Raw genomic sequence first — 21,927 nt, forward strand, 5'->3', positions numbered from 1 at the left:
GCAGTTTTTCGGTGTTTTAGGCGTTTTGAATCAGGCTGCTGCGCGTGGCCGGGTGCAGCAGTTTTGAAGCGTGTCAGTTGTGCTGACGGATGAGCTGGCTTGGGGTGATTTGGCTGCGTTGCGCGCGGTTGGTTGAGGGGCGTGCGCCTGGGCGTGTTGCGCGTCGGGGAACGGATCCTCACCCCCAACCCCCGCTCCGCGCCCCGGCCCGCGCTGGCAGCGCGGGCGCTCCCAGGCACGCGCGCCGGTGGCGCGGAAGCTGTGCCTTATCGCCCCCGGGGGGAGAGGGGCTGGATCCCGGGGATTTGGTTGGCCCATAAAAAAAGCCCGGTCAGTGACCGGGCTTGGCGACGCTGGCGTGGCGGCGGGAGGGGCCGACGCGCCGGTGACGCAGTTGCTCAGATCCAGCGCATGCCTTCGAACGGGTTCCAGCTGGTGCTGCCCTTCACCTTGTCCAGGTAATAGGCGTAGTTGGCGATCATGCCGGTCAACAACGACAGCGGCAGCCACAGCACATTCTGAAACGCGGCCGGCAGGAACGAGGCCACGATGCTCACCACGACGCTGATGCCGATCAGGCTCAACGCCTTGCGCCACAGGCCAATGATGAAGAAGTAGATGACGCCGAAGAAGAAGGCATAGAAGTTCATGCCGACCTTGACCTTCTCACCAAAGCTCAAGGTCTTCAGTGCGTTCTTGTAACTGGGGTCCTTGGGGCCACCGTGCCGGTCGAAGAAGTCGAAACGGAACTGCCACTTGGGACTGAGCTGGGTGCGATCGAAGGTGTCCATTCCAAACCATGTAGTTGAAAACGGTTACATGATAGGCGATCGCGTATTCACCGGACACGTCTGCGGGCGCCGGACGGAAGACAGGGTCAGCCGCCGATCAGCTTCGGCAGTGGCCGCTTGCAGCGGTGCAGCGCGCGTTATTCGCGCTGGTCGCTGAGGCCGGTACCGCGACGCGCCCGGCGCAGCGCATACAGCGAGTGGTCGGCGCGGTCGACCACCGCCGCCAGCGCCTCGCCGTCGTTGCGCAGGGCGGTGCCCAGGGTGAACCGGATTGGCGCCTCGTCGATGGCGGCCATGTAGTCGCGCACCAGGGCCGCCAGCTGCGGCTGGGTGGGTTGATGCAGCAGCACCAGGAACTCGTCGCCGCCCAGGCGGACCAGACGGTCCTGGGTGCGCAGCGGCTGGTTGAGGAACCAGGCCATCTGCACCAGCACCTCGTCGCCGCGCTGGTGGCCATGGGTGTCGTTGACCAGCTTGAACTTGTCCAGATCCACCACGATGCAGCCCCAGCGCACGCTGGGGTCGCGCTTGTCGAGCTCGTCCAGGAAGCGGCGGTTGTAGCAGTTGGTGAGCGGGTCGGTGAACGACCATTCCAGCAGCTGCTTCTCCTGCTGGTATTGGTTGGTGATGTCCTGGGCGTGCGCCAGCACGATGGTGGCGTCGGCCTCCACGTCCAGCACGTTGCGGTACTGCCAGTGGCGCAGGCTGCCATCGCTGGCGACCAGCTCGATCACGCCGGCGTCCTGGCCGTCGAGCACCATCCGCGACAGATAGCCGTGCAGGGCGGCATGCAGCTCGGGGCGGACGAATTCCAGCAACGAGCGGCCTTCCATGCCCTCCACGCTGCGGCCCAGCGAGCGCGCGGCGGCCGGATTGACGCTGATCAGGCGGCCATCCATGTCGTGGGTGCAGATCAGGCCCAGGCTGTACTGGAACATGTTGCGGAACTTGCGTTCGCTGGCGGCCAGCGCATCCACCGCGCGATGGCGGTCGGTAACGTCCTGGATCGCGCCGATCAGGCGCGTGCGTCCGTCCACATGCTCCATCGAGCCGGTGCTGTGCACCCACAGCTGCCGGCCGGTGGCGCTGACCAGCGGCAGTTCCAGATCCCAGGGCGTGCCATCGCGCACGCAGGCCTCGACCGCTTCGGTGATCACCGCGCGCGCATCGAGCGGATAGAAGCCGATCCCTTCGGCCAGGGTCGGCCGGTAGCCGGCCGGCAGATCGTGCAGGCGGCAGGTCTGGTCCGACCAGGTCAGGGTGCCGCTGGCCACGTCCACTTCCCAGCCGCCGACGCCGGCAACGCGGCCGGTGCGTTCCAGGAACGCCTCGCTCTCGCGCAGGCGCTGCTGCAGCTGTTCGTTGGCGGCCTGGCGTTCCAGCATCAGCCGGCGCTGCTCCAGGCCTTCGGCGGCAACCCGGGCCAGCTGCTGCAAGGCCGCCAGTTGCGCCGGTTCCAGCGCGCGCGGGCGCTGGTCGATCACGCACACCGTGCCCATGCGCAAGCCGTCGGACAACACGATCGGCGCGCCCGCGTAGTAACGGATCCCCGGCGCATCGGTGACCAGCGTATTGTCGCGAAAGCGCGGATCGGCCGGCGCATCGCGTACTTCCATCACCGCATCGTCCTGGATGGTGTAGGCGCAGAACGCGAGTTCGCGTGGGGTTTCGCTGGCGTCGGGCAGGCCGATATTGGCCTTCCACCATTGGCGATGTTCGTCCACCAGCGACACCAGCGCGATCGGCGTGCCGGCGATCGCCTGCGCGGCGGCGGCCAACGCATCGAAGAACGGCTCGGCATCGGTGTCGACGACCTGCAACAGCGCCAGACGCGACAGCCGCTCGGCCTCGCGGGAGGTGGATGACACGACGGCGTCGCAGTGGCTCAATGAAATGCTCGCTTGGTCCCCCGGGCAATCCGCTCAGTCTAGCGGACCGAACATACCTGCTAACGCAGCGTTGCGTGCGCCATCGCACAGAAGGTGCGTTGTGCGCAGCCCACACGCTCCGTCACTGGATGGGCTCGGTCCCGCTTGCCGCAGTGTCATCGCGCATCTGCAAGGCCAGATACAGGCGCACGCAGTCGTCGGTATTGCGCAGGTCCACGCCGCAGAGTTCCGCGATGCGCTGCATGCGGTAATCCAGCGTATTGCGGTGGATGGCCAGTGCCTTGGCAGTGGGCGCCATGCGCATGCCGGCGCCGAACCACACCGACAGGGTCTGCACCAGGTCACCGCGGCGGTCCTGGGCCAGCAGCGCCTGCAGCGGCTTGCGCAGTTCCTCGGCCTGCCAGGCCTGGCGCAGGTCGTCCACCAGCACCGGCAGGCGATGGTCGTCGTAGAAGAACGCATCGGCCTGCGGCGCGCGCGCCTTGCCGATGCGCATGGTGGTGCGCGCGATCTGGTGCGACAGCGCCAGCCCGCCGGGCTGCGGGAAGTACTGCCCCAGCGCGAGGCGGATCCGCAGCGGGCTGCTGGCGCGCATGCGCTCGAGCAAGGTGTGGGCGCGACGGCGTTGTTCGTCCACATCCCAGTGGCCGCGGCGGTCCAGTGCGGGCTTGAGCACCACCAGTTCGTTGAGCGCGGTGGCGGCGATCAGGTTGCCGCGTTCGGGCGTGGACAGCAGTGTGTGCAGGCGCTGCAGTTCCACCAGCATCGCGTCCAGGTCGAGGGTGTCGCTTTCCACTTCGATCACCGCCGCCACGCGCGGCAGGTCGAGCGCGATGCCGAGCCGTTCGGCCCAGCCGGCCAGTGCCGGGGTCGGCCCGTCGGCGCGGATCAGGCCGAGCGTGACTTCCTCGCGCAGGCGCGCATCGCGGGCCAGCAGGCGCAGCAGGCCGGCCTGTTCCAGCATCGCTTCGGCGGCCATGCGCACCAGTTCGGCCTGTTGCCCGATCCGCTGCGGGTCGCCGGTCAGCCCGACGCAACCGACGATGCGGCCATCGGCGATCAGCGGCAGATTGACGCCCGGGCGCACCGCATCCAGTTGCTGCGCCAGCGCTGCATCGATCTCCACCCGGCCCTGCCTGGACAGCACCAGCAGCGCGCCCTCGTGCAGCTGACCGATGCGCGCCGGCTCGCCGCTGGCGATGATGACGCCGGTGTGGTCCATCACATTGACGTTGCCGTCGATGATGGTCATCGCGCGGTCGACGATGGACTGCGCCAGGGTGCGGTCGAGCGTGAGCATGGGCGTGGGGTCTGTTGGCGCGATCGCGGGAGGACACGGTGGCACGTTCGGTGCTGCATGGCGGCGCCCCGTCCTATGCGCTCATGCATCAGGCAGGCAGCGCCCGTGGATCACGTGGCGACCGCGCGGCAGTTGCCTGCGCACGGCATCCCGCGCGCTGCCGTCAGCGCGTGGCTGCATTCGCAGGCAACTGCGCCAAGGCCCGGCCCAGCTGCAGCGCGGCGGCCACATTGCGTGCGGCGATGCGCACGTTGCTGGCCGCTTCGGCCAGCGCCTGCTCCACCGTGCAGGCGCGATGCACCACCGCAAACATCGCGTCGATGCCGTGCCCATGCAGCAGCGCAGCGCCATTGCCCAGGCAACCGGCGATGGCGATCACCGGCTTGCCGTGGCGCTGCGCCAGCCGCGCCACGCCCACCGGGGTCTTGCCGTGCAGGCTCTGGCTGTCCAGGCGGCCTTCGCCGGTGATGACCAGATCGGCCTGGGCGACCAGGGCATCCAGCCCCAGCGCCTGCGCCACGATCTCCACCCCGGGCCGCAACTGCGCGCCCAGGTAGGCCACCAGCGCCGCGCCCAGTCCGCCGGCCGCACCGCCACCGGGCAGGTCATGCAGGCGCACGCCTAGGTCGCGTTGCAGCACATCGGCGTAGCGCTGCAGGTTGCTGTCGAGCTGGCGCACCATGCTGGGGGTGGCACCCTTCTGCGGGCCGAACACCGCCGAGGCGCCGGTCGGGCCGATCAGCGGGTTGTCCACATCGCAGGCCACTTCGAACTGGCAGTCCTGCAGCCGCAGGTCCAGGTCCTGGGTGTCGATCCGCGCCAGCGTCGCCAGCGCACCGCCGCCCGGGCCGATCGACTCGCCCTGCGCATCCAGCAGCCGTACGCCCAGCGCCTGCGCCAGGCCAGCGCCGCCGTCGTTGGTGGCGCTGCCGCCGATGCCGATGATGAAGCGCCGCGCGCCGGCATCCAGCGCGGCCAGGATCAACTCGCCCACGCCCGCGGTGCTGGTGCGCAGCGGCGCGCGCTCGGCCGGCGGCACCAGTGCCAGGCCGCTGGCGGCGGCCATTTCGATCACCGCGGTGCGGCCGTCGCCGGTCAGGCCGAAGAACGCCTGCACCGGGGTGCCGAGCGGGCCGCTGACCGTGCAGTCGATCACCCGTCCGCCGGTGGCCGCCACCAGGGCGTCGACGGTGCCTTCGCCGCCATCGGCGACCGGCACCTTGCGGTATTGCCAGTCGGGGAACACCTCGCGGAAGCCGGCCTCGATCTGGGTGGCCACCTCCAGCGCGGACAGGCTTTCCTTGTAGGAATCGGGGGCGATGACGATCTTCATGGGCACACTCGCTGGGACGGACGCATCACTGGTTCACCGCGCGTGCCGGCACCCGCAGCACCAGCGCGGCGCCCAGCAGCATGGCCCCGGCCAGCACGTACAGCGCCAGCTCGGTGCTGTGGGTGGCGTCCTTGATCCAGCCCACCAGGTACGGGCTGACGAAGCCGGCGACCTGGCCGGTGGAGTTGATCAGCGCCAGCCCGCCGGCCGCGGCGGCGGCGGTGAGAAAGCCGTTGGTCAGCGGCCAGAACAGCGGCAAGCCACTGACCGCGCCCATCGTGGCCAGGGTCATGCCGAACAGGGCCAGAGCCAGGTTGTCGGTGACGCTGGCAGCGATGCACAGCCCGGCCGCCCCCATCAGCAACGGGATCACCAGGTGCCAGCGGCGCTCGCGGCGGCGGTCGGCCGAGTGCCCCATCAGCAGCATGAACACCGCCGCGGCCAGGTAAGGAATGGCGCTCATCAGGCCGATCCGGGTCGGGTCGGTGACGCCGCTGCCCTGGATGATCGAGGGCAGCCAGAAGTTGATCGCATACACCCCGCTCTGGATGCAGAAGTACACCGTGCCCAGCATCCACACCGCCGGGTTGCGCAGCACCGCGCCCAGCGAGCTGGAGGCGCCGGCCGGCTTGCCGGCTTCGTCGGCGGCCAGCGCGCGGGTCAGTGCCTGCTTCTCCTGCGGGTCCAGCCAGGTCGCCTGCTGCACGCCATCGCTGAGCAGGAACCACACCCCGATGCCCAACAGCACGGTCGGCAGGCCCTGCAGCAGGAACATCCATTGCCAGCCGGCCAGGCCACCCTGCCCGGCCGAAAAATGGCCGAGGATCCAGCCCGACAACGGCCCGCCCAGCACGCCGGAGATCGGGATGGCCGACATGAAGACGGTCATGACCCGGCCATGCTGGGCGCGCGGGAACCAGCGCGTCAGGTACAGCACGATGCCGGGGAAGAAGCCGGCCTCGGCCGCGCCGGTGAGCAGGCGCAGGGTGTAGAAGCCGGCCGGCGTGCGCACGAACATCAGGCAGGTCGACAGCAGGCCCCAGCTGACCATCATGATCGCCACCCAGCGGCGCGCACCGATGCGCTGCAGGATCAGATTGCTCGGCACCCCGCAGGCCAGGTAGCCGATGAAGAAGATGCCCGCACCCAGCCCGTACACGGTCTCGCTCATGCCCAGATCGCCGAGCATCTGCAGCTTGGCGAAGCCCACGTTGACCCGGTCCAGGTAGTTGAACAGGTAGCAGACGAACAGGAACGGGATCAGCCGCCACAGGATCTTGCGGTAGGTCGGGGCCATGCCATCGGGGGGCGGCAGTGGCCGGGTGGCTTGGGTCATCGCACGCTCCAGCAGTCGGTGGGCCCCACCGGCGCGCAGTGCTGGCACCGGCACCACACAGGGGTCGGCGCATTCTAGTTGGAGCTTTTTCCCGGAAGCATCGTCAGCCTGCTGCCTGTCTGCGGGCAAGCAGACGCGGGTTTTTGTGCAACTGCCTAAATCAGCCACAACCGCTCCCGGCGTATGCCGGGCTCGGAACGCAACAGCAACCATGCTGTTGGTGCAAGGCTGGCGACCCCGATGCTGCGACGGCGCCCGCCCCCAACCACCTGGCTGACAACTAGCGCCGGCGCACTCCGCGCGCGCCCCAATCAGCCCATCCGGCGAAGAAGCCCGCAGCAGCAACGCGCCTCTACCCCAGCCCTGCACTCACAACCAAGCCGGCGGCCACCGCCAAGCCCGACACAGCACCCAGCCCCGCACAACAGACCGCCTCGGCCTTGCGAATCCCGACTCCCCAATCCCGCTCTACCGATTCCCAACTCCCGATTCCCCATTCCCCACCGCATACGCCTGCGCCTGCCCCATCACCCGCAGCAGGTTGCCGCCCCAGATGCCGGCGATCTGCTGCTCGGTATAGCCCTTGCGCAGCAGCCAGGCGGTGATGCGCGGCAGGTCGGAGACGTCTTCCAGGCCGACCACGCCACCGCCGCCGTCCCAGTCCATGCCGATGCCCACGTGCTCGGGCCCGACCACCTTGAGCACATGCTCCAGATGGGCGAAGAAGTCCTCCTCGGTGGCGCGCTTGATCGGGTAGCGCGCATCCAGCTCCTTGAGCGCGGCGCTCAGGGCCGTGCCGTCGGCGATCTTGATGTGCTCCCAGCCGCCATATTGCTCGGTCAGCGCCTTCTCGGCGGCCTTGCGCTCGGGGCTGGCGCCGCTGTCGACCAGATAGCCGCCGTAGGAATTCACCTGGATCACCCCGCCGTGCTCGGCCAGCACCTTCAGCCGCGCGTCGTCGATATTGCGCGGATGGTTAAACACCGCACGCGCGCCGCTGTGCGAGAGCACGATCGGCACCGGCGACAGTGCGATCAACTGGTCGAACACCGCATCGGAGGCATGCGATTGGTCGATCACGATGCCCAGCGCCTGTGCCTGCTGCACCAGTTGCCTGCCGGCCGGGCTCAGGCCCTTCCACTCCGGCCCCTTGGGGTCGGTGGCCGAGTCGGCGAACTCGTTGTTGAGAAAATGCACGGTGCTCATCAGGCGCAGGCCCTGCGCGTAATAGAAGCGCAGCAGCGTGGGGTCGGCCACCAGCGGGCTGGCGTTTTCCATGCTGATGTACACCACGCGCTTGCGATCGGCCTTGATGCGCGCGGCATCGGCGGGCGTGGTGGCGAAGGCGAAGCGCTGTGGTTGCGCGGCCAGCAGCGTGTGGATCTTCAACAACCGCTGCAGACCGGCATCGCGATCGTCCAGATGCGCGGCCGCACTGCGATTGCCCTGCCCGGTGTAGACCGCCCAGAAGCCGCCATCCAGCGCGCCTTCGACCATGCGCGGGTAGTCCACCTGCGACAGCCGGTTGCCGGCATGCGCCTGCAACACGTCGAAGTCAGGGCGCTCCAGATTGGCCGGCGTGTCCAGATGCGAATCCAGCGTGACCAGGCGCTGTTGCAGCGCCGTGGCGCGCGCCAGCTCGGCCTTGGAAAACTCCAGCGCGTGGCCGGGTGCGGCCACGGCCAGACTCAGGAAAATGGCGGTGCACAGGCGATGCAGGGTCATGGCAGCTCGCAGAAGATGGGGGTGCATCGATCATAGCTGCGCTTGCCTCAGCCGCTGCACGATCACTGGCTGTCGTGGCGCGTGGCCGCAGACATTGCTGCCCGCGACCACGCGCCAGTGCTCACTTGCGTTCGAAGAACTCGTGGTAGGCCTTGGATTTGCCTTCCGGCGACTTGCCCACGCCATTGCGGATCAGCGTCTTGCCGTCTGCGGAAAACGTCCAGAACTCGCCGACGATCACGTCGTCGTCCTTCATCTTGAGGATCTGGTAGGTGTCGGCGCCGGTCTTGCTCACCGCGATCTGGTTGAAGCGCGCCTGCTCGTTGAGCGGGCTGGGCTTGCCATCCAGCGTGGTGACGTAATCGACCTTGTACGGGGTCTGCGGCCGGGTGGTGTTGATGGAGTGGTATTCGATGCGGTTGTCGGAGAACTGCACATTGATGGTCAGCCGCATGCCCTTGGGGAACTTGCCGTCGCTCCAGTTGGATTTGGATTCCACCAGGGTCCAGGCGCCGTCGTGCGGGTCGGCCGCAGACGCGGTGAACGTGGCGGTCAACGCCACGATGGCGAACAAGGCGGCGGTCGGAAAGGTGCGCATGGTCTGTGTCCTTGGATGCTGGGATGTCGGGCGGTGCTGTCGGGTAGCTGCTTCAAGCTGGGGCGATCGTCGGGGTAATCGTCAGAAGTCGGTGCGCGATTCCAGGTGCTGTTCGACCTGCTCGCGGGTGGTCCACAAGGTGCGGAACTCGCCTTTGGACAGCAGCTGCAACTGGTCGTTGATATGCGCCGAGCCAGGCTGGCTGGCATTGCCGTAACTCATCAGGCCCTTGGCCTTGATCGGGGTGGAAAACTCCACCAGCGAGACCCAGGTTTCGCCATGCTGCGGCAGGCGTTGGCCATCGGCATTGGGCGGGTTCCAGGTGATCACGTCGAACGCGCCGAGATTGCCGAAACCGCCGCGGCCGGGCACATCGACATCGCCCAGATGGAAGCGCGACACCTCGCCGTACGGGCGGTCGATGGCGCCATAGGCCTGCCTGGTGCTGGCAACGGCCTGCTTGAGCTGACGCAGCGCCAGTGCCGGGTCCTTCAGGCCGCTGGGCGTGGTCAGCGGAGCGTCCAGCGACCACGGCGTGGCGTAGCCGGCCTGCGAGAGATAGCGCGCATCGCCGGTGAACAGCCGCGCCCATTGCTCGAACAACAGCGCGCCACGGCTATCGGTTTCGAAGTGACGGTCCCAGGCCTTGAGCACCTTGATCGCGGCGAGAATGTCCGGATCGGTGCTGTCTGCGGCGGCAGCGTATAGCTGCGGCAACGTGCGATCGGCCGCCAGCGCCTGCGCGGTGCGCTTCAGCGCCACCAGCTGGTCGAAGTCGATGCTGTCGTGCTCGGCCAGCATCTTTACCGAGTTCTGCGCGCGCAGCGACATCGGCCCCGTCGGTGCGACATAGGACGGGAATTTTTTTGGGTCAAGCACGCGCGGCCAACTGGCCAGCCACGGCGGGTCGTTGGTGTTCTGCACGAAGCCACCTGCCGGGTTGATCACCTTGGGCAGCTCGTCGTAGCTGTGCACATCGCGCCATAGCGTGGACGCGGTATCGCCCGGCACCAGCCCGCTCCAGTATTTCAGATCGCCTTGCGCATGCTTGGGCAGGATGCCGTTGTCCAGGAACAGCACGTTGCCGGCGTTGTCGGCATAGACGATGTTGAACATCGGCACCTGCAGTTGCTTGAGCGCGCGCTGGAACTGCGCAAAGTCCTGCGCCTTGCCCATGTCCCAGTACTGCTTGAGCATGTCGGGCCGATCCAGGCCGGCCACACGCAGCGCCACGGTGCTGCCGTCGTAACGCTGGAACACCGGGCCGTGCACCGACTGCCGCACCTGCAAGGTCTGTTCTTTCAGCGCGCCATCGGCCTGGCGGATCTTCAGCGTTTTGGTTTCCCGCTTGAACGGCAGCACTTTGCCGTCCAGCAGATAGCCCTCGCCCGACAGCGTGAGTTTGTAGGTGGTCTGGCCCAGCAGCGTGTTCACCGTATTGGTGAAACCCAGTTGCTTGTTGAAGCCGAAACGCAGGATCGGCAGGCCCACCTGGGTGGCGCCATACAGATCCACGCCCGGTCCGTTGAGATGCGCTTCGTAATAGGTGAAAAAGCCGCTGCCCCAGGGCAGATGCGGATTGGCCAGCAGCATGGCGTGGCCGTCGCGGGTCTTGCTCGGCATCAGCGCCCAGGCGTTGGAGCCATCGCGCGCCTGGCCGTCCTTGGGTGGCTCGCCCAGCACCTTGGCCGGCGAGGCGATGTAGACGTAATTCATCAGTCGGTGCGCGTGCGCCACCACGTCCACGCCGGTGATCGGCAGCACCACCTTGACCTCTGCGTCCAGGGCCTGCGGGTGTGCGGCTGCGTAGTCGTTGATGCCTTGCGCGAATGCGTCTAGGTCGGCCCGAAAGCTCGGGGTCTGTTGTCGGTACCACTGCTGCGCGCGTGGGTAGACATCGTTACTGGTCAGCCAGCGATCCTGTTCGGCGTACTTCTCGCCCCAGTATTCGGCGGCGCGGCCGCGTGCTTCGCCATAGAGATGCAGCAACAGATTGCCGTGGCTGTGGGTCTGCGCCCAGCCGAAGCCGTAGAAGGTGCCGGCTTCGGTCCTGGCATAGATATGCGGCACGCCGTAGCGGTCCCACAGGATTTCGCCACTGTCCTTGCCGGTGCCGGCAAGCGCCGCCTGCGGGGCGCAGAACAATGCGATCAACAGCCCTGCGCAGAGGGAAGCGCTGCGCGCATGCGCCCGCATCGAAGAAAGTCGCGGCACTGGATCACTCCTCAAAAGGTGTAGGTCAACTTGGTGTAATAGGACCCGCCGGTGAAGCCGTACGGCACGCTGGTGACGTAGAAACCGCTGCCGGTGCTGGCGACCGCACCGATGTTTTTCGGGTATTGGTTGAACAGGTTGTTGGCGCCCAGCGTCCAGGTGATGCGCCCGGACAGTGCGTAGGACGCTTCCAGATCGGTGATCCATTTGGCTGGCACGTGTTCGTCGTTGGCCGGGTTGTTCTCCAGCACATCGAAGCTGCCGAAGCGGTTGACGCGCACGTTGAGCGCGAAGTCGCCGATCACCCAGTTGCCGCCCAGCAGCACCTTGCTGCGCGGGGTGCGCGACAGATAGCCGCGCGAAGCACGGTCGAACAGTTCGTAGCCGGCGCCCAGCGAGTCCAGTGCGGCCGGGTTGTCGGCAATGCGGGTGATCTCGGTGGTGTTGTAGTTGTAGCCCAGGTTCCAGTTGACCCGGCCCCAGTCGCCGGCCTCCATGCGCCAGGTCGCCACCACGTCCACGCCTTCGGTGCGGGTATCGATGGCATTGGTGAAGTACTGCGCGCTGTCGACCCCGGACACGCCGGCGCGGGTGAGCAGGTCGGTGATCGCCGCACCGGTGATGTAGCCAGTCATGCCGATGCGGTCGTCCAGATCGATGCGGTAGGCATCCACGGTGAGGCTGAGCGCGCGCGTGGGGTTGTAGGTGAAGCCGATGCTGGCATTGGTGGATTCTTCCGGCTTCAGCGGTTCGGCGCCCAATGCCAGCGCGGCGGGGGAATCCACCGGCAGCGTCTTGGCCAGGAACAGTTCGCGATCGCCGTTGTCCAGCGTGCGCCAGCTGCTGTTGGTGGCCGCGTACAAGGCCTGCGCCAACGCGGGCGCGCGGAAGCCGGTGCTGGCCGCGCCACGCAGCGCGAAGGTGGGGGTGATGGCCCAGCGCGCGGTGAACTTGCCCACCGCAGTGTCGCCGGCCGAATCGTCGAAGCGCTCGTAGCGACCGGCCAGGCCCAGCGACACGCTGTCGGCCACGTCCCAGGTCAGGTCGACATAGGCCGCGCCGCTGGTGCGATCCAGGCTGCCGGCTTCGTCGGGCTGGAAGGTGATCGCGCCCTGCGCGCCGGGCGGCGGCGCCTGCCCAGCACGCGGATGGCTAGCCGGAAACACGTAGTCACCGGCCGCATACGCCGCCTGCTCGCCGGCCTGGATCTGGTATTTCTCGTAGCGGTATTGCACGCCCAGCGATACCTGCAGCGGGCGCTCGGCCAGTTGCAGGCCGCGGGTGATGTCCAGGCTGGTGGTCCAGTCGGTGGAGGTCAGCTGGCCCAGATAGAACGCGGTGGGGCTGGTCGGCCCCAGGCTGGCGTTGAGCGTGTGCAGGCCGTCGCGTTCGGAGGCGTTGCGGCCGTAGCTGGTGGCCAGGTCCCAATCCCATTCGCCCCACAGGCCCTTGATGCCGGCAGTGAACTCGTAATCGGTCTCGTCGATGCGCAGGCGCGGGCTGTAACCGTCCGGATAAATTTCTTGCAGCGTATTGTTGGCGTTGGGATTGCGAAACGACCATTCCAGGTCGCTCAGGCGACGGCTGTAAGTGGCGTAGGAATAGCCACGCAGGTCGCCGCCCAGGCCGAGTTCGGCGTTGTAGGACAAGTTGGCGCCCTTCTGCCAGGGCTGGCCGAAGTTGCGCGTGATCAGGCGGTCGGCGGTGGCCTCGCGCGGGTCCGGCTGGCCGTTGACCGGGTAGTACAGCCGGTAATCGTCGGCCACCGGCACTGCGCGATTGGAGGTCTGCTGATACCTGGCGTCGGCGGCCAGATAGACGAAGCCGTCGCTGCCCAGTGCCAGGCCCTTGCCGATGCTGGCGCTGCTGCTGTCGCCATCGGCGCGGTCGATGTTCTGGCCCCACAGGATGTCGGCCTTGCCTCCATCGGCATCGGATTTGAGGAGGATGTTGATGACGCCGGCGATCGCATCCGAACCGTATTGCGCGGCCGCGCCATCGCGCAGCACCTCGATGTGGTCCACCGCCGAGACCGGGATCAGGCTCATGTCCACCGGCACCGAGCCGCGCCCGACGATGCCGGCGATGTTGATGCTGGCGGTGCGATGGCGGCGTTTGCCGTTGACCAGCACCAGGGTGTGATCCGGATTGAGCCCGCGCAGCCCGCCGGTGGCGATCACATACGAGGTGCCGTTGCCGGATTTGGCTGGCGCATTGAACGAGGGCACCAGATCGTTGAGCGCCGCCAGCAGGCCCGGGCGACCAGTCTTTTCCAGTTCCGCCGCGCCGATCACATCAATCGGGGTGGGACTTTCGGTGACGGTGCGCTGCACGCCGCGCGCGCCGGTGACCACCACTGCATCCAGATTGCCGACGGCGGCATCTGCGGGTGGCGTGGACGCTGGTGGCGTGGGCGCGGATGCGTCCACCTGCGCATACCCCGTCCCCGGATGGCCGTGGAGCGCGGCCGTCAGCGGCTGCGCCGAGGCCAGCGTGATGCGTTCGCCATCATCTTCGACCACGCTCAATCCGGTGCCGGCCAGCAACTGCCGCAATGCCACGCGCGCTTCCAGCGTGCCCTGCACGGCCGGCGTGCGGACCTGCTGCAGGTATTCGCCGGGCGCCACGATCTGCACCCCGGCCTGCCGCGCAAACTCCGGCAGCGCCACCACCGCATTGCTCTCGGGGAGCGAGAAGGTGCGCCCCTGCGCTGACGCTGCCAGCGCATGTCCCGCTGCCATCATCGCCACGGCGGTGCCGATGGCCTTGCTCAAACGCCTGCTTGCTGCCTGCATCACTGCTCTCCGCTGGCGCGCGTGCGCCGCTATCCGGTCGTTGTCACCGTTGCTGTGTGGCCCCCTGTCTGTTGGATGCGTGGCCGCCGCTTTTCCGCCATCGACATCGCTGGTGATGACGTGCAGCGCTGCACCTCACTGCGCGAGTGCGCCGCGCAGGTGGATGCCGCCGCGGGTGTGTTCGATCTGCAGGCCCATGCTCAGCGCAACGGAGCGTGCAAAGCCTTCCGGGTCGTTGGCCGAGTACAGGCCGACCACGGTGCGCCGCGCCACCGCGGGGTCGTCGATCAGGATGCGCATGTCGTTGTAGCGGGCGAATTCGGCAGCGGCCTGCGCCAAGGTGTCGCCGTCGAAGGCGATCATGCCCTCGCGCCAGACCAGCAACTGCTGCACGCGCCGTGCTGGCAGCGGCTGCACCTGCACCGCCCGCGTCGGGCTGACCATGGCCAGCATGTTGGCTGTCACCCGCTGCGGTACGCGCTGGTCGGCTTCCACGTCGACGGTGCCTTCGCGCACGACGACCTTGACGGCATCGTCCTGCCGCCGGCGCACGCTGAAACTGGTGCCGACCGCGCGCACTTCCGCGCCGGCCGCCATCACCACGAACGGGCGATGGCGGTCCTTGGCCACGTCGAACAAGGCCTCGCCGCGCAGCAACTGAACCTGGCGACGGGCGGGGCTGAACTCCACCGCCACCTCCGAACCGGAGTTCAGCGTCACCGCCGAGCCGTCTGCCAACGGCAGGCGCAATACCTCACCGATGCGGGTGAGGTGATGGCCGCTGCCGGGCGCGCCGTGGTCGGGCACGGCCTGCTGCAGTGCCAGCATGCCGGTGGCCGCAGCGACCACACAGGCGGCCAGTGCGGCCAGCCACCTGCCGCGTCGATGCGTGCGCCGTGAACGCATCGCTTCCGCGCCAAAGCCCTGCCCCAACGCACGCGCGCGATCGAAATGCAGGTGCACCGCGTGCGCACGTGCATAGGCACCGCGATGGCGCACGTCTTCGGCCAGCCAGCGGTCGCGCTGCACGCGCTCGGCCGGCGTGAGCCGGTCGCCGTCTTCGCGGCCCACCCAGGCAGCGGCAATGTCGTCGATGCTGCGCATGCTCAGCTGCCGCGCTGCGGATCGGCCAGGCGCGTGGCCGGCGCGGCCTGGCCGGCGGCCGATGCGGGTGCGGGTGCGGGGGTGCGGCCCATCCGCGCCATCAGCAGCCGCAATCCCTTCACGATGTGTTTTTCCACGGTGTTCTCGCTGATTCCGAGCCGCGCGGCGATCTCGCGTTGCGACAGGCCATCGACCTTGCGCAGCAGAAACACCTGGCGGCATTTGTCCGGCAGTGCCGCCAGCGCTTCGCCGATGCGGCGCAGCTCCTGACCGGCAATGGCGTGGCGCTCGGGTGAGCGCTCGTCCTGTGTGATGTCCAGGCGCTCGATTTCCGCCACGCTTTCGATCGAAACAATTCTGGCGCGCCGCACCTGCTGCAGCAGCACCGACTGCGCGGCGGTGAACAGATAGGCGCGCGGGTTGGCGATATGGCCCACCTCGCCCAGCCCGGCGAGGATGGCGTAGGTCTCCTGGATGACATCGTCGCAATCGACGTTGCCGGGGGCGTGCTTGCGCAGCCAGCGCCGCAGCGCCGGCTCGTGCGGCAGGATCTGCGTCGCCAGCCAGGCGGCGCGCTGGGAATCGATGGCCGGCATCTAGGACGCGGCCGCTGACGTGCCCGCACGTCGAGGTGAGGAAGTCATTGCGTTCTCCGGGGGATTCGAGCGAATGACCTGCTCTTCAAAGGCACGATGCGTCAGCGCCGCAACTCCGCCATGCCCTCTGACGGGTGGTTCGCTGCGATGGCACTACCCGCGCAGCGCGCGCTGCAGGTCACCAGCGTGGGCAGCGATCGGTCGCTTTCGCCGACCAGGCCGATCACACCGCGACGCGGCCGCGGGAAGCCGATCCGGCGCACCTCCAGCCGGGCCGCGCACTCCGTCGATGCCCGGCAACGCAGCTTCCAGCAACCAGCCATGGCGACAGAAAAAGCGTCGGCCGGCGTGCTTGGGATCTTCGAGGTCGTGCTCCAGCAACAGCAGAACCGGTTTGGCGCTAGACAGCGCGGACGTGGACACATCGGACATGGCGGTGGCGTCCTCGCTGCGTGGAAGCATCGATCGCGATCGCTGCGGGTGTGTCCAGCCTGGTGACCGCCGCCGCGCAGATCGCGGCAGACATCGACAATGTCCGCTCAGATGCGGCCAACGAAATGGCCGTTGGCAATGACCTGACTGCTTTGGGTTATGCAGGCGCGCCACGCACCAGGGCGCGCTGCCACGCGGATGGCCACGCCATGGCGATGGGCGGCACCGTGCAGGGCAATGCGGTACCTGGCGGTCTGACTGGATGGCATCCGGGCGCAACGATCGGCGCCGATGCGCAGGCCAATACCGTCTTCATGAGGCCGGGCGCGTTCGGTGCGGTCAACATTGCCGGCACCACGCAGCCGTGTGGCGATATCGAATTGCGCAAAGGCACAACGCCCACCCAAGGCGTGTTCTACGGCTACGCCGATGGCGCGGCGATGCGCAATCCCGAGTTCGGTGCCGAGCTGCGCCAGGCCGTGCCGGAGATCACCGCGCGGCCGGTGGCTGGGTGATCGGTTGCCGCTGCAGCTGCAACCCACCGCAGGTCATCGCTGATGTGACCGATACGCGCAGGCCGGTTATGGCCTGCGACACGCGGTATGTCGCGCGGCTGGCAGAAGCGATCAGACGTTCAAAATGGGCTGCTCACAGCGCGCAGCATGCAAGCGATTTGATCTGGCTTGCGCGCAATCCATCGCACGCGCCCGATCGGCGCGCAGTGGTATTGCGCGTCGTTCAATCGCCCAGTTCGGCCAAACGCGCGCGCACGCTCTCGACATCGACATGCTCGCGCACGTGCAGCCACTGCCGCGCCCATACCGAGCGCAGCACGATCCAGGCACCGAGCACGCCCAGGCAGGTCGAGCCCAGCGCCAGCAGCAACGGATGCAACGGCGAGCCGCTACCGGTCTGGAACAGGTACATGAAGGCGCCGGCGAACAGCAGCCACACGCCGAATACCGGCCAGTTGCTGGCCAGCAGACTGGCATGGGGCCGCTCGATCTCGCGCAGCAACCGGCTCAGCGCCTTGCGTTCCTCATCGTCCGCTGTCATCGACTGGCCGCTCCAGGGGTTGATCGCCGCGCTAGATCACGCGGCAGAAAACAGCCTTCAGATAGCGCGATTCCTGCACGTGCGCCATGAACGGGTGGTCCGGACCGGCACCGGCCACCTTCAGGATCTGGATGGTGCGCCCGGAGAAATACGAGGCGCGCCGCAGCATGTCCAGGAATTCCTGCTCGGCCACCAGCCCGGTGCACGAGAAGGTGGCGAACAGGCCACCGGGCTTGACCACGCCCAGCGCCAGCTTGTTCATGTCCAGGTACTTCTTCAGCGCCGGAATCACCTGCTCGCGGTCGCGGGTCATCTTGGCCGGGTCCAGGATCACCACATCGAACTGCTCGCCGCGGTTGGAGGCATCGCGCAGCCAGGGGAAGATGTCGGCCTGCACGAACTTCGGCCGCACGTTGTTGAGCTTGGCGTTGCCCTTGGCGATGGCGATCACGTCCTCGTCGATGTCCACGCCCAGCACCTCGGACGCGCCGCGCGCAGCCGCATACACCGCAAAGCCGCCGGTGTTGCAGCACAAGTCCAGCACGCTCTTGCCTTCGACCTGCTCGCTCAGCCACTGGCGGTTCTCGCGCTGGTCGGCGAAGAAGCCGGTCTTGTGCGCACCGGCCGGGTCGGCACGGAACTTGATGCCGTACTCGGTGATCACCGACGCTTCGGTGGTGGTGTTACCGTGGAAATCGAAGCTTTCCTGCTTTTGCACGTGTTCGTCGGCAAAGCTGTGGAAGCGGCAGCCCGGGAACTGCTCGCGCAGCGCCTCGTAGATCCATTCGCGGTGGCGGAACATGCCGGCGGCGAAGAACTCCACCACCACCAGGTCGCCATAACGGTCCACCACCAGGCCGGACAGGCCGTCGCCTTCGCTGTGCACCACGCGCCAGGCATCGGACACCGCGTCGAGCTTGAGCCAGTCGCGGCGCAGGCCCACTGCCGCGGCGATCTTGCGCGAGAACCAGCCCGCATCCACCGGCACCGCCTGGTCGGTCTCCAGGATGCGCACGGCGATGCGCGAGTGGCCGTTGTAGAAGCCGCGGCCGACCCACTCCCCGTCCACGCCGACCACATCGACGATGGTGCCGGGTTTGGGCTTGGCGGCGGGCTTTTCCACCAGCTTCTGGAAGATCCACGGGTGGCTGGAGCGCCACGCATTCTTGAGTCGGACGACGGGGACAGGAGTATTCATCCGCCCATTGTATCCGGCTGGATTGACGTGCCTGCCCCGGGCACGCAGAATCGGCTGCAGAAGGGGAGTAGCTCCCAGCGTTGTCGCCGTCATGACGAGCCCTGCCAACAGGCGCTCCGGTGCAACGGCAACCGGCCCGGCCGGTTGTGAGCGAGACCTTCGCCGCGCAGGCGAAGGTCCGTCACCCGGAATCCACGATTTCCGTGTCACAAGGCCTCAGCCCACCGGCTGTCCAGGTCGTTTCACTTTCGGGATTCTTTTATGCAAACCATTGGCAATGTCTGGTTATGGGGCGGCTTCGCGATCGTGGTGATCGTGGCGCTGTTGGTCGATCTGGTGCTGATGCGCCACGGCGGTGCCCACAAGGTCACCTTCAAGGAAGCCACCTGGTGGAGCATCGGCTGGGTGCTGCTGGCGCTGGCCTTCAACGCCGGGCTGTGGTGGTACCTGCAGGGCAGCATGGGCGATGCGGCGGCCGACCGCATCGGGCTGGAGTTCCTGACCGGCTACCTGGTCGAGAAATCGCTGGCGGTCGACAACATCTTCGTGTTCCTGATGGTGATGACCTACTTCGGCGTGCCCGAGGAGCAGCGCCAGCGCGTGCTGATCATCGGCGTGCTGGGCGCGATCGTGCTGCGCGCGATCATGATCTTCGCCGGTTCGGTGCTGCTGACCAAGTTCCATTGGCTGCTGTACGTGTTCGGCGCCTTCCTGCTGCTGACTGGCATCAAGATGTGGTTCTCCGCCGGCAAGGAGCCGGACCTGGAAGCCAACCCGGTGCTGCGCTGGATGCGCGGCCATCTGCGCCTGAGCCCGCAATACCACGGCCATGCGCTGAGCGTGATCAAGGACGGCAAGCGCTGGTTCACCCCGCTGTTCGTGGTGCTGATCCTGATTGCGGTGATCGATGTGATCTTCGCGGTGGACAGCATCCCGGCGATCTTTGCGATCACCACCGACCCGTTCATCGTGCTGACCTCCAACGTGTTCGCGGTGCTGGGTCTGCGCGCGATGTTCTTCCTGCTGGCCGGCATGGCCGACCGCTTCCACCTGCTGCCGTACGGGCTGGCGGTGATCCTGGTGTTCATCGGCACCAAGATGATGATCATCGATCTGTACAAGATCCCGGTGCTGGTCTCGCTGGCGGTGGTGATCGTGATCCTGGTCTTCACCATCGTGCTCAGCCTGCTGCGGCCGCCCAAGCCGGCTCGGCACTGAGGGGCTGGGAGTCGGGAATCGGGATTAGGGAATCGGGAACGGCAGCGCCGCGTGCGCTGCTCGCATCCAAGCGCACCGACCAGCTCGACGGGTCCTTTCCCGCTCACCGTCGCGGGACCTTACGCGGCATGGATGCCGCGTAAGCGCCTACAGGGACGTACTTGCGGCGTGGCCCGCGATGGTGGGTGGGCAAGGACCCTGCAGCCAATCGGTGTCGCGCGCCAGTCACCTGCGTGATGCCACGCGAGACGCTGCGCCAATCACCGGTGGCGGAACTAGATTATCCCGTCGTCGGGCCTGCTTATCCCGCGCCGGACAGGCTTGTAAAATATCCGCGCGACGCCATCCGTGAAGGCATGACACCGCATCCTGTTGCCGCCGACGCCACCTCGCAAGATCGCCTGGATCGTTCCCGGGTCTTGCGTGCCTTCAACTTCAGCCTGGCCGCCGTGCTGCTGCTGGTGGCGGTGTTCACCGCCCAGGGCATGTTCGACTGGCGCGCCTGGGCGGTGGCACCGCTGCAGGCCGACGGCCTGCTCGGCATCCTCACCGCGCCGCTGCTGCACGGCTCGCTCGCGCATCTGGGCGCCAACGCCGCCGCCTTGTTGATCCTGGGCACACTGGCCGGCAGCGTGTATCCGCGCGCCACCGCCCTGGCGCTGCCGTTGCTGTGGCTGGGCTCGGGGCTGGGCGCGTGGTTGCTGGGCGAGCCCGGGAGCCGGCATCTGGGCGCCAGCGGCGTCACCCACGGGCTGATGTTCCTGGTGTTCGTGCTGGGCCTGCTGCGCCGCGACCGCCCGGCGATTGCCACCAGCATGATCGCCTTCCTGTTCTACGGCGGCATGTTGCTGACCATCCTGCCGCACGAGGCCGGCGTGTCCTGGCAATCGCATCTGGGCGGCGCGGTGGCCGGCCTGATCGCCGCGCTGCTGCTGCGCCTGCGCGACCCGCAACAGGCCAGGCCGCGCTACAGCTGGGAAGACGAGGACGAAGACGCTGCCTGGGAGATCAGCAACGCCGAACGCGACGTGCTGGAACCGCCGCCGCCACGCCAGGTGCCAGTGCTGTGGCAGCGCCAGGAAGACGGCTCGCACAACGTGGTGCTGCACTTCCCGCCACGCGAACGGCCACCTGGGACGTAGGAGCGCGCTTGCGCGCGATGGAGCGTTATCGGGAACGCTTCATCGCGCGCAAGCGCGCTCCTACAGACCGCATATGCGTCCAACGTTTAACGCGTTGCACGCTCGCTCAACGCACGCCGCGCCAAGCCGGGATCATCGGCAAAGAACGCATCGATACCGGCATCCAGGTACGCCTTCAACTCGGCCAATGCGCCGGCCTCGTTGCGCTCGGTCACCGCACCACTGCTGCGGTTGTTGGCGGCCAGGAAATAATTCTCCGGGCGGAAGGTATACGGCTGCACCTGCAATCCTGCCGCATGCGCGTCGTGCACCAGGCTGGTCGGCGTGCCCAGGCGTTGCTGCGCATCCAGTGGAATGATGCTGCGGATGTCCGGGCCGATCGCATCGGCATAGCTGGCAACCTGTTTCAGCCCTTCGGGCGTGATCATCTGCGCGTAGGTGCGCGGTGCGCTGCCTACGCCCGCATCGGGCAGCGCCATCTGCGCGCCGCCCAACAGCTGCAGCAAACGGATATTGCTGCTGCGCCCGATCTTGCCACGCAGCTCACGCAGGTTGCCGGTTTCGAACGACTGGATCACCACCGGCGCCGTCTGCGTGTAGGCATGCGCACGCAGGCTCGCCAGCACCTTGTCTTCCATCGCCAGATTCAGCGCACTGAAATAGCTCGGGTGCTTGATCTCCGGAATCAGCCCGATCGTGCGCCCGGTCGCTGCCGATTCGGCTGCGACAAAATCGATGATCTCGTCGAAGGTGACGATCTGAAACTGCCCATCCCAACGCGTGCCGCGCAACTGCGGCAACCGCTCGCGCGCACGCAAGGTCTTCAATTCGGCAAGAGTGAAGTCTTCGGTGAACCAGCCTTCCATCGCCTGGCCATCGATGGTCTTGCGGGTCTTGCGCGCGGCGAACTCCGGGTGACTGGCCACATCGGTGGTGCCGCCGATCTCGTTCTCATGGCGCGCCACCAGCACACCATCCTTGCTGGACACCAGGTCCGGCTCGACAAAATCGGCGCCATCGACAATCGCCTTGGCATACGAGGCCAGGGTGTGTTCCGGGCGCAACGCGCTGGCGCCACGGTGCGCAAAGATCTGTACCGTCTTCGCCAACGGCGCCTCTGCCAACGCGGGCCCGCTCATGCCGACCATCATCGCCCCCAACACCAACGCACGGTGGAACTGCATCATGCCTTTCTCCAAC

General features: G+C 67.3%; 18 protein-coding genes. 3 read left to right on the forward strand and 15 right to left on the reverse strand.

Annotated features, from left to right (window positions below):
- Positions 1-398 precede the first annotated feature (398 nt).
- The 12 genes from AC1PLA_RS21025 to AC1PLA_RS21080 form a co-directional block, all read right to left on the reverse strand.
- Complete coding sequence (locus AC1PLA_RS21025) at positions 399-791, reverse strand: DUF2628 domain-containing protein (protein ID WP_016902101.1); 393 nt, start codon at positions 789-791, stop codon at positions 399-401.
- A gap of 137 nt (positions 792-928) precedes the next feature.
- Positions 929-2,659, reverse strand: a complete 1,731-nt coding sequence (locus AC1PLA_RS21030; RefSeq protein WP_372469989.1) for a sensor domain-containing diguanylate cyclase — start codon at positions 2,657-2,659, stop codon at positions 929-931.
- Between the two features lie 142 nt (positions 2,660-2,801).
- A complete protein-coding gene (locus AC1PLA_RS21035; protein WP_046345186.1) occupies positions 2,802-3,980 on the reverse strand; it encodes a sugar diacid recognition domain-containing protein in 1,179 nt (392 codons plus the stop codon).
- Between the two features lie 163 nt (positions 3,981-4,143).
- The gene (locus AC1PLA_RS21040; protein WP_481105295.1) at positions 4,144-5,313 is read right to left on the reverse strand and encodes a glycerate kinase; all 1,170 of its coding nucleotides are present in this window, start codon (positions 5,311-5,313) and stop codon (positions 4,144-4,146) included.
- Between the two features lie 25 nt (positions 5,314-5,338).
- The gene (locus AC1PLA_RS21045; RefSeq protein WP_184230769.1) at positions 5,339-6,649 is read right to left on the reverse strand and encodes an MFS transporter; all 1,311 of its coding nucleotides are present in this window, start codon (positions 6,647-6,649) and stop codon (positions 5,339-5,341) included.
- A 468-nt stretch (positions 6,650-7,117) separates the two neighbouring features.
- The gene (locus AC1PLA_RS21050) at positions 7,118-8,374 is read right to left on the reverse strand and encodes a dipeptidase (protein ID WP_481105296.1); all 1,257 of its coding nucleotides are present in this window, start codon (positions 8,372-8,374) and stop codon (positions 7,118-7,120) included.
- Between the two features lie 121 nt (positions 8,375-8,495).
- Positions 8,496-8,972 carry a hypothetical protein gene (locus AC1PLA_RS21055; protein WP_102596594.1) on the reverse strand — a complete coding sequence of 159 codons (477 nt, stop codon included), beginning with the start codon at positions 8,970-8,972 and terminating at the stop codon, positions 8,496-8,498.
- Between the two features lie 81 nt (positions 8,973-9,053).
- A complete protein-coding gene (locus AC1PLA_RS21060; protein WP_481105297.1) occupies positions 9,054-11,186 on the reverse strand; it encodes an acylase in 2,133 nt (710 codons plus the stop codon).
- Between the two features lie 11 nt (positions 11,187-11,197).
- Positions 11,198-13,960 (reverse strand): TonB-dependent receptor domain-containing protein, encoded by a 2,763-nt coding sequence (locus AC1PLA_RS21065; protein WP_481105298.1) that lies wholly within the window; start codon positions 13,958-13,960, stop codon positions 11,198-11,200.
- Positions 13,961-14,116: 156 nt separating this feature from the next.
- Positions 14,117-15,085: a FecR family protein gene (locus AC1PLA_RS21070; protein ID WP_481105299.1), complete on the reverse strand. Its 969-nt coding sequence runs from the start codon at positions 15,083-15,085 to the stop codon at positions 14,117-14,119.
- A 2-nt stretch (positions 15,086-15,087) separates the two neighbouring features.
- Positions 15,088-15,681, reverse strand: a complete 594-nt coding sequence (locus AC1PLA_RS21075) for an RNA polymerase sigma factor (RefSeq protein WP_104575382.1) — start codon at positions 15,679-15,681, stop codon at positions 15,088-15,090.
- Positions 15,682-15,782: 101 nt separating this feature from the next.
- The gene (locus tag AC1PLA_RS21080) at positions 15,783-16,106 is read right to left on the reverse strand and encodes a DUF3088 family protein (protein ID WP_481105300.1); all 324 of its coding nucleotides are present in this window, start codon (positions 16,104-16,106) and stop codon (positions 15,783-15,785) included.
- A gap of 27 nt (positions 16,107-16,133) precedes the next feature.
- On the opposite strand from AC1PLA_RS21080, the gene AC1PLA_RS21085 reads away from it, so the two are divergent.
- Positions 16,134-16,628, forward strand: a complete 495-nt coding sequence (locus AC1PLA_RS21085) for a hypothetical protein (RefSeq protein ID WP_481105301.1) — start codon at positions 16,134-16,136, stop codon at positions 16,626-16,628.
- A gap of 223 nt (positions 16,629-16,851) precedes the next feature.
- Here AC1PLA_RS21085 and AC1PLA_RS21090 read toward each other — a convergent pair whose 3' ends face one another.
- Positions 16,852-17,169 carry a membrane protein gene (locus AC1PLA_RS21090; RefSeq protein ID WP_039816449.1) on the reverse strand — a complete coding sequence of 106 codons (318 nt, stop codon included), beginning with the start codon at positions 17,167-17,169 and terminating at the stop codon, positions 16,852-16,854.
- 31 nt (positions 17,170-17,200) lie between these two features.
- The gene (locus AC1PLA_RS21095) at positions 17,201-18,367 is read right to left on the reverse strand and encodes a class I SAM-dependent rRNA methyltransferase (protein ID WP_104624473.1); all 1,167 of its coding nucleotides are present in this window, start codon (positions 18,365-18,367) and stop codon (positions 17,201-17,203) included.
- Between the two features lie 261 nt (positions 18,368-18,628).
- On the opposite strand from AC1PLA_RS21095, the gene AC1PLA_RS21100 reads away from it, so the two are divergent.
- Entirely contained in the window at positions 18,629-19,585 is a 957-nt protein-coding gene (locus tag AC1PLA_RS21100) for a TerC family protein (RefSeq protein ID WP_016901852.1), read from the forward strand.
- Between the two features lie 356 nt (positions 19,586-19,941).
- Positions 19,942-20,727 carry a rhomboid family intramembrane serine protease gene (locus tag AC1PLA_RS21105; RefSeq protein WP_481105302.1) on the forward strand — a complete coding sequence of 262 codons (786 nt, stop codon included), beginning with the start codon at positions 19,942-19,944 and terminating at the stop codon, positions 20,725-20,727.
- An 86-nt stretch (positions 20,728-20,813) separates the two neighbouring features.
- Here the strand turns inward: AC1PLA_RS21105 and AC1PLA_RS21110 are convergent, their stop codons facing one another.
- Positions 20,814-21,914 carry a glycerophosphodiester phosphodiesterase gene (locus AC1PLA_RS21110; RefSeq protein ID WP_481105303.1) on the reverse strand — a complete coding sequence of 367 codons (1,101 nt, stop codon included), beginning with the start codon at positions 21,912-21,914 and terminating at the stop codon, positions 20,814-20,816.
- Positions 21,915-21,927: the final 13 nt, after the last annotated feature.

The sequence above is a fragment of the Xanthomonas sp. NCPPB 1826 genome (assembly GCF_056725285.1).

Bases quoted from the DNA above. Each gene is read 5' to 3' on its own strand.
- AC1PLA_RS21025 (WP_016902101.1), bottom strand. From the start codon at position 791: ATGGACACCTTCGATCGCACCCAGCTCAGTCCCAAGTGGCAGTTCCGT.
- AC1PLA_RS21035 (WP_046345186.1), bottom strand. From the start codon at position 3,980: ATGCTCACGCTCGACCGCACCCTGGCGCAGTCCATCGTCGACCGCGCG.
- AC1PLA_RS21040 (WP_481105295.1), bottom strand. From the start codon at position 5,313: ATGAAGATCGTCATCGCCCCCGATTCCTACAAGGAAAGCCTGTCCGCG.
- AC1PLA_RS21045 (WP_184230769.1), bottom strand. From the start codon at position 6,649: ATGACCCAAGCCACCCGGCCACTGCCGCCCCCCGATGGCATGGCCCCG.
- AC1PLA_RS21050 (WP_481105296.1), bottom strand. From the start codon at position 8,374: ATGACCCTGCATCGCCTGTGCACCGCCATTTTCCTGAGTCTGGCCGTG.
- AC1PLA_RS21055 (WP_102596594.1), bottom strand. From the start codon at position 8,972: ATGCGCACCTTTCCGACCGCCGCCTTGTTCGCCATCGTGGCGTTGACC.
- AC1PLA_RS21070 (WP_481105299.1), bottom strand. From the start codon at position 15,085: ATGCGCAGCATCGACGACATTGCCGCTGCCTGGGTGGGCCGCGAAGAC.
- AC1PLA_RS21075 (WP_104575382.1), bottom strand. From the start codon at position 15,681: ATGCCGGCCATCGATTCCCAGCGCGCCGCCTGGCTGGCGACGCAGATC.
- AC1PLA_RS21080 (WP_481105300.1), bottom strand. From the start codon at position 16,106: ATGTGTCCACGTCCGCGCTGTCTAGCGCCAAACCGGTTCTGCTGTTGC.
- AC1PLA_RS21090 (WP_039816449.1), bottom strand. From the start codon at position 17,169: ATGACAGCGGACGATGAGGAACGCAAGGCGCTGAGCCGGTTGCTGCGC.
- AC1PLA_RS21095 (WP_104624473.1), bottom strand. From the start codon at position 18,367: ATGAATACTCCTGTCCCCGTCGTCCGACTCAAGAATGCGTGGCGCTCC.
- AC1PLA_RS21100 (WP_016901852.1), top strand. From the start codon at position 18,629: ATGCAAACCATTGGCAATGTCTGGTTATGGGGCGGCTTCGCGATCGTG.
- AC1PLA_RS21105 (WP_481105302.1), top strand. From the start codon at position 19,942: ATGACACCGCATCCTGTTGCCGCCGACGCCACCTCGCAAGATCGCCTG.
- AC1PLA_RS21110 (WP_481105303.1), bottom strand. From the start codon at position 21,914: ATGATGCAGTTCCACCGTGCGTTGGTGTTGGGGGCGATGATGGTCGGC.